Origin of the sequence: Streptacidiphilus pinicola, from assembly GCF_003258295.1 — a bacterium.
Taxonomy (GTDB): domain Bacteria; phylum Actinomycetota; class Actinomycetes; order Streptomycetales; family Streptomycetaceae; genus Streptacidiphilus; species Streptacidiphilus pinicola.
Genome location: NZ_QKYN01000190.1, coordinates 1 through 6,511 on the forward strand (window position 1 = coordinate 1; position 6,511 = coordinate 6,511).

A 6,511-nucleotide genomic window follows, 5' to 3' on the forward strand; every position below is an offset into this window, starting at 1 on the left:
GCTCCCCGCCACCGCCGCCCGCGCGGTCTCCCGAGCCGCCCGTACCCCCGGATCCACCGCCGTCTCCCGGCCCGCCGGAACCGCCACCGGAACCCCCCGGCCCCACGCAGCCGGCCGAACCGCCGCCCACGCCCGACCCGGAACCCGGTCATCCACACCCGGTGGAGCCGCCGGACTGACCGCTCGACCCCGAAGTCCGGGGACGCGCCCTGCCCGCGTCCCCGCCTCGACTCGTCCCGTGCCGACGCTGCCGCCGCGCCGCCCGGCGGCGTCGCAGCACCTCGAGTCGTTCGTGCTCGCCGAGGCCGCCCCACACCCCGTACGGCTCGCGGGCGTCGAGGGCGTAGTCACGGCACTCATGCAGAACGGGGCAGGTGGCGCAGACATCCTTGGCGGCCTGCTCCCTGGCTTCATAGCCCTCACCGCGTTCGCCTGCGGGATGGAAGAACAACCGCGTGTCCAGGTCGGCGCACGCCGCCCGGTCCTGCCACTGCCACGCCTGCTCCGCCGCCCCAGGAGCTCCCGACCCGCAACCCATGCCCGCATCCCTCCCTCGCCCGCACGTTGCGGGCACTTCCGGGACCCCTGGGTCCTAGGAAACCCGCCGGCCCGAAGTCCGCTCGGCTGCGGACCGCAGCGCGCCTAACCGCGCGCTGCCCGCCCAAACGCGCACTGCCCGAGTGCCCTGGCAAGCCCTCGGGCCTACGGTTGGCATGGAGGCTCCCCGCCGCATTAGCAGGCGAGAGCAGACACCGGACCATGGCAGGCCTCGTGTCCCCGTACGAACCTCGCGCCCGGCCCGGTCACGGGGCCGCGCTGTGGCACATCACCCCCCAGGGCGACGACCGGGGGCTCTGTGGCAGCCAACTGCACCCCGTCACCGAGATCCGCCCGATCGCCGAAGTCGACCACGTCCCCGGAGAGCAGCTCTGCGATGCGTGCTGCGTCGACTGGGCCGACCACCAGGCGCGGCCGGAGCCGGCGTGAGCACGACGGCCGTGCCGCCTGACGGCCGCCAGGCGTAACGCGGCGCCCCGGTAGGGGGATGTCCGGGGCGCCTACCGCCGCCTCGCGGCGGGAGCCACGGGCGGCACAGGGCGTCTCACCCGACTGACCAGCCGCAAACCCCCACGGGCAGGGTCGTTCAGTCCCTGCCGTGCGTAGTCAGCCTCGCGATCCCCAGAACGATCAGCGCCCCCAGGACCGACCACAGCAGCCCACTGCTGTGGAAGGTGTGGGACCAGTGGTGCAGTTGGATCTCATCGCCGAGGAACCCACCGACGAACGAGCCGACGACGCCGAGGATCACGGTCCCCAGCAGACCGATGGGATCGCGCCCCGGCAACAGCAGACGCGCCAGCGCTCCGGCGACCAGACCGATGATCAGCAGGTAGATGATGTATGCCGCCATGGCGCGCGCCTACCCACCCGTCGCACATTCATGTCCCTGCGCGGGGTCTGTTGCACCGTCACCGGTGATCCGGGGCCCGTCAGACGCCGACCTGTCGCCGCGAGGGCCCCGGGAGCCAGGCTCCCGCCCCAGGCGGGCAGCTCGGAGGTGACCACCGAGAGTAGTGGGCCCAGCACGCCGGCAGGCTCGTACCGGCACAGGGCGGTCAGGCGGCCGACGGGGACGATGTGCCACTGCCGCACAGCTCTGCCAGGGTTCGCCGGCCGCTTCTCTTCCCCGCCGGGTCCCCTGCCGTGCGGGCATCGGCTTCCTGACCGTGTGGGGCGGCTCTCTCCGGGCAGACGCCAGAACACGCCGATCGGAGGGAGGCACCGTCGATGCCGGCCCACCACGACAAGGTCACCCCCGGACAGGTGCCACGCACCGGTCTGCGGCCCGGCCACAGGGTCCGGGTACCGTGAACGCCTTCGAGCACGCGTTCCGGCGGATCGACGGCTGGCAGCAGCGCCAGCGGGTACCGGGCTTCGTCGTGGGCGTGGTCCGAAAGTTCGGGGACGACCGCGGCGGGCAACTCGCCGCCCTCATCACCTACTACGGCTTTGCGGCGCTCTTCCCGTTGCTGCTACTCCTCACCACCGCACTCGGGTTCGCCCTACGAGGTGACCCCCAGCTGCAGAAGAGCGTGCTGAACTCGGCGTTGGCCGACTTTCCCGTGATCGGCGATCAGCTCCGCGGCAACGTGCACTCGCTCCAGGGCAGCCTCCTCGCGGTGTCGCTCGGCTGCCTCGGGCTACTGTACGGATCCCTGGGGGTGGCCCAGAGCCTTCAGTTCGCCATGGCCCAGGTGTGGAACATCCCCAACGTGCGGCGCCCCGGTTACTGGCCGCGGCTGGTCCGCTCCCTGTTCCTGATTCTTTCGCTCGGGCTCGGACTGCTGCTGGTCTCGACGGCGACCGGCCTGCTGACCGGTGTCTCCGGCCCCGGGACGCTGCTCACCGTCTTCGGGCTGCTGGGTTCGGTGTGCCTGAACACGGCCCTCTACCTGGGCTGCTTCCGTATCCTCACCCCCGCGGAGATCCGCCTGCGTTGCCTTCTTCCCGGCTGCCTGGTCGCCGGTCCGTGCTGGACGGCACTGCAGGCCTTCGGCGGCGCCCTGGTCGCACACGAGCTGCGCCACACCACGCAGGTGTACGGCTTCTTCGGGACGGTGCTCGGCCTGCTCTGGTGGCTCTACCTCGGCGCCCAACTGTCCATCTACGCCGCCGAGGTGAACGTCGTGACGATGCGACGACTGTGGCCGCGTTCACTCCTGCAACCGCCGCTGACCCGCGCGGACGAGCGCGTGCTCGACGCGATCGCGCGCCAGGAGCTCAGGCGCCCCGAACAACGGGTCGAGAGCAGCTTCCCGGTCGCCGGGGAGTGCGAGGGTCGGCGTGGACCCTCACCGGGCCCGGAGCGGAACGGGCAGACGCGAGGGGAGACCGAAGCAGGGCGGTGAGCCGACTCGGCCCGCCTCCCGGTAACTCACGGGCGGCAACAGATTCCTGCTTCGGCGCCTGGGTAGCCGCGTCGTAGACCGCGTGCGGAGTCATGCGAAAGGGCGAACAAGGAGGTGGCGTGATGCCCCGTGGATCGAGCCCCAAGCGGGAACGCCAGTACGAGCACATCAAGGAGAGCGCACTGGACCGCGGCGAGAGCGAGAAGCGCGCCAAGGAGATCGCGGCGCGCACCGTCAACAAGGAACGTGCCCGCCACGGTGAGTCGAAGACCGCGAGCCGCACGTCGCTGAAGGACATCTCGTCCTCGCGACGCGGCGGCCTGCGGTCCCACAGCGGCGCCCAGGGACCGACCTTCGACCAGCTCTACGAAGAGGCCAAGCAGCGCAACATCCACGGCCGCTCGAAGATGAACAAGCGCGAACTCGCACGCGCCCTTGGCCGGTAGGCGGAAACGGGTGCCGGTGCCTTGGCCGGCGTCCGACTCAGGGGGCCGGCAGTGACGCGTTCACGTCCTCGTGAGTGGGGAAGAGCCTGTCGGTCCCGGTCAAGGCCAAGATGCGCGTCACTGCTGGCGGGACCGCGCTCAGGTGGACCTCCAGCCCGGCTGCAGCCGCCCGCCTGCGCAGCCCGAGCAGGGCGTTGAGGGCGGCGGAACCGAAGAACCCAACCTCGGCAAGGTCCACAACCACGGCCCGGAAGCCTGTCAGCGCGACGTCGAGGGCGAGCGCGTCGGTGCCCACGTCGAGGTCCCCGGCCAGCGAATACACGAGCACCCCGGCCACAGCCTCGTACGAGCATCGCGCCTGGATCGCCTCAGGCTCGAAACCGTTCACCTGCTCGGTGGCCATGCGATCACCGGCCTTCCAGCCGTCGGAACAGTGGACATCACGCATATCGGCCGGTCCAGAAGCCCGGGAATCACCCCCGCGCCGTGGCTCCTGGGCCCGCGGGCTCGGGCTGCGGCTGCGTCTTCGCCGGGGGTTCCGCGGGCCTGGCCGGCTCCGGGTCGGGATACGGCAGCGGGTCGGGGTCGGGACCGGGTCGCGGTACGGCGTCCGGATCGGGCGGCAGCGGAACGGGCGGCTCCGCAGGGCCTGGGTCCGGGACCACGTCGGGGTCCGGGGGTGTGGGGATGGTGGCGGACACGAAGGTGCTCCCTTCCTCGGACAGGCTTCTCCTCAGGCGTCGGCGCGACAGCGTCTCCGAACTTCACCCGGACTGCTGCCGCCCTGCGACGAGGTCCGAAGTGAGGGAGATACAGTCCACATCGATCGTGTCGGCCACGCGCCCGAGCATCTCCCGGAACGCGCCGACGGTCGTGGGGTCGGCGCCCTGGTCCTGCCAGGCCGAGACTTCCTCCGCAAGGGCGCGCAGCATCGCCGTCAGCGTCGCGGCGGGCACCAGCACCGTGCCGTCCACCACGTACACGAGGCGCAACTTGACGTGCATCACGTCCTCACCTCCTCGTCCCGGCTCCTCGTCCCGGCCCCGCACGCGGCGGGCTCCTGGCGCGACTACCCGCCCGGACGCCGGACACACGCGCCCCCGCGACAACGATCGGCAGCAAGTCGCCGAAGGTGTGTACCGCGATGAGGGTGGGGCAGACGCCGCGAGCAGAGCACGTCGTTCACACCAGGAGGGTCGTCATGTCCGGCACGCCGTCCCCGCCCGCCCAGTGGTTGTTCCACTGCGAACTGGAGGACTTCCCCGGTCTGGGCAGCCTGACCACCTACACGGTCCACGCGGAGGACGGACGACTCGGCACCGTCCTTCGGACCGTCGACGAACCCGGAACCGGGCTGCTCTTGGTGAACACCGGCCCCTGGATCTTCGGCAGGCTGCTGGCGGTGCCGGCCGGCCTGATCGCCGAGGTGGACCGCGACGCGGAGACCCTGCGCGTGGCGGGGACGAGAAAGCACCTCCGACGCGCCCCGGAATACCTGGCCGACACCCCGGACGCCTTCGCCGACTACCGCACCAAGGCCGCCGACTACTTCAGCCCCGTCGGCCTGGCTCGCCGCCTCACCCCTTGAGATCCGCACCCCGACATCCGTCCACCCGCGCGTGGAGCCTGCTTCGAACGGGGCCGTGCGGGGGGCGCGGCGTCAACCGCCGTTTACGAAGTGGGCACGGCGGTTATGCGCTCGCCATGGAGACGATCGCTGTCGCGACCGCCGCCGACGTCCCGGGCGAACGTCCCGTGCGTAGGGCCCTCGACGCGCTCGACGGGTTAACGCAGCTGGATCCGCTCGTGGCGCTGGTCCGTCGCGCCACCACGGCCACCGCCCTGGACCCCTCCGGGACGCCCTGCGCGGGGACTGGCTCGGGCACCGGCTCCATCCCGCCCTCGTCCAGGTCCCGATCGGCTGCTGGTCCAGCGCCGCCCTGCTCGACCTCTTCCCCGGTGAGCGCCGCGCTGCAAGCGGCCTGATCGCACTCGGACTGCTGAGCGTCCCGCCCACCGCCCTGACGGGCTGGATCGACTGGACCGATCTGCCCCCGGAGCGGCAGCGCGCCGGCCTGGTCCACGCCACGGCCAACCTGACGGCAAGCGCGCTCTACACCGCATCGCTGGGCGCGCGGGTGCGCGGTCGCTGGGCGCGCGGGCGTGCGCTGGCATGGTCCGGACTGGCCGTGGCGACAGTCGGTGCCGCGATCGGCGGGCACCTCGCCCACCGGGAGCCGAGCGAGACAGGCGACGCGGACACCGCTCCCGGCGCGGAGGACTGACGCGTAGTCCGGTCCGGGGAAGGAGGTCCGCGTGGAGGGCACGGCCAGGGGTGAGCCCGTTGCGGCGCCGCCTGGGGCGTGACGCAGGCGCGCCCGGATGCTCCGCTACGGTCGGGCAGAGTGTGGCGGGCGCGGGCAGTGAACGTGCCGGCCGCGGCGCGCGTGCGTGAGGCTGCCTCCGCAGCCCTCCCCTTCGTGGCCTGCGCGGTCCTGTTCGCGGCCTGCGCGGTCCTGGCCGCCCGATGCCGGGCGTGGTCGACGATGGTGCCGTTGTGGCCGCTGGCGCGGCGGCCCAACGAGACGGTCCTCTCCCAAGCCGTCGCCCCGGTGGCGCCAACGCTGTGGGCCACAGCCGTGGCCTTGTCTCTGGCCTGCGTGAATGTGCTCCCCATCGGAACCCTCCCTGCTGACGAAGCGGTCGCTTGCGGGAAGCGTCTACCCAGGAGACCGCAAGGTATAAGCGGTGGACAGCACCAGCCCGCGGCCGCGGCGTTACAGCGACGGACATGCCGCCAGGGCAGGAGTCGCCGCCGGACGCAGGCGATGGTTCGGGGCGGCCACAGCAGATATGTCGTCACCGTCCAGGCGCTGCTGCCTGTTGGCTATGGCCCTGGCAAACGTGAAGGTGACTGGGCTTTGCAGATAGCTCACACCGTCCAGATGAACGTTCCCGTGGCGTGCGGCTCGTGGGCCGTGATGCCCGGTTGCATCCCCGTTCCCGGTCTCCACTGACTCGCCCGGGCCGACCGACGAGTCAACGCCACTTCGAAGCGTCGTGAGACTGGAGACGGTTCAGGCGGGGGACGGCTGCGGCACAGGCTTGGGCGGCTCGGGGGCAGGACCCGGCCTGCCGGGCGGGGGCGGCGGCACC

General features: G+C 71.9%; 9 protein-coding genes. 5 read left to right on the plus strand and 4 right to left on the minus strand.

The features are described from left to right. Positions 1-148 precede the first annotated feature (148 nt). Positions 149-538: a WhiB family transcriptional regulator gene (locus DN069_RS35680; protein WP_111507411.1), complete on the minus strand. Its 390-nt coding sequence runs from the start codon at positions 536-538 to the stop codon at positions 149-151. Positions 539-759: 221 nt separating this feature from the next. Between DN069_RS35680 and DN069_RS35685 the strand changes: the two genes are divergently transcribed. Continuing rightward, complete coding sequence (locus tag DN069_RS35685; protein WP_111507412.1) at positions 760-987, plus strand: hypothetical protein; 228 nt, start codon at positions 760-762, stop codon at positions 985-987. Between the two features lie 157 nt (positions 988-1,144). On the opposite strand, the gene DN069_RS35690 is transcribed toward DN069_RS35685, so the two are convergent. Next, complete coding sequence (locus tag DN069_RS35690) at positions 1,145-1,411, minus strand: GlsB/YeaQ/YmgE family stress response membrane protein (protein ID WP_111507413.1); 267 nt, start codon at positions 1,409-1,411, stop codon at positions 1,145-1,147. Positions 1,412-1,868: 457 nt separating this feature from the next. On the opposite strand from DN069_RS35690, the gene DN069_RS35695 reads away from it, so the two are divergent. Both DN069_RS35695 and DN069_RS35700 read left to right on the plus strand, forming a co-directional pair. After that, positions 1,869-2,909 carry a YihY/virulence factor BrkB family protein gene (locus DN069_RS35695; RefSeq protein WP_165845785.1) on the plus strand — a complete coding sequence of 347 codons (1,041 nt, stop codon included), beginning with the start codon at positions 1,869-1,871 and terminating at the stop codon, positions 2,907-2,909. Positions 2,910-3,031: 122 nt separating this feature from the next. Beyond that, positions 3,032-3,355, plus strand: a complete 324-nt coding sequence (locus DN069_RS35700) for a plasmid stabilization protein (RefSeq protein WP_111507415.1) — start codon at positions 3,032-3,034, stop codon at positions 3,353-3,355. A 37-nt stretch (positions 3,356-3,392) separates the two neighbouring features. On the opposite strand, the gene DN069_RS35705 is transcribed toward DN069_RS35700, so the two are convergent. Together DN069_RS35705 and DN069_RS35710 are read right to left on the minus strand one after the other, a co-directional pair. Next, positions 3,393-3,758: an STAS domain-containing protein gene (locus DN069_RS35705; RefSeq protein WP_165845786.1), complete on the minus strand. Its 366-nt coding sequence runs from the start codon at positions 3,756-3,758 to the stop codon at positions 3,393-3,395. Between the two features lie 361 nt (positions 3,759-4,119). Next, the gene (locus tag DN069_RS35710) at positions 4,120-4,359 is read right to left on the minus strand and encodes a hypothetical protein (RefSeq protein WP_133260156.1); all 240 of its coding nucleotides are present in this window, start codon (positions 4,357-4,359) and stop codon (positions 4,120-4,122) included. Positions 4,360-4,556: 197 nt separating this feature from the next. On the opposite strand from DN069_RS35710, the gene DN069_RS35715 reads away from it, so the two are divergent. Both DN069_RS35715 and DN069_RS42725 read left to right on the plus strand, forming a co-directional pair. Beyond that, positions 4,557-4,943 (plus strand): PRC-barrel domain containing protein, encoded by a 387-nt coding sequence (locus DN069_RS35715; RefSeq protein WP_111507418.1) that lies wholly within the window; start codon positions 4,557-4,559, stop codon positions 4,941-4,943. Between the two features lie 274 nt (positions 4,944-5,217). Continuing rightward, positions 5,218-5,640 (plus strand): DUF2231 domain-containing protein, encoded by a 423-nt coding sequence (locus DN069_RS42725; RefSeq protein WP_341538527.1) that lies wholly within the window; start codon positions 5,218-5,220, stop codon positions 5,638-5,640. Positions 5,641-6,511 lie beyond the last annotated feature (871 nt).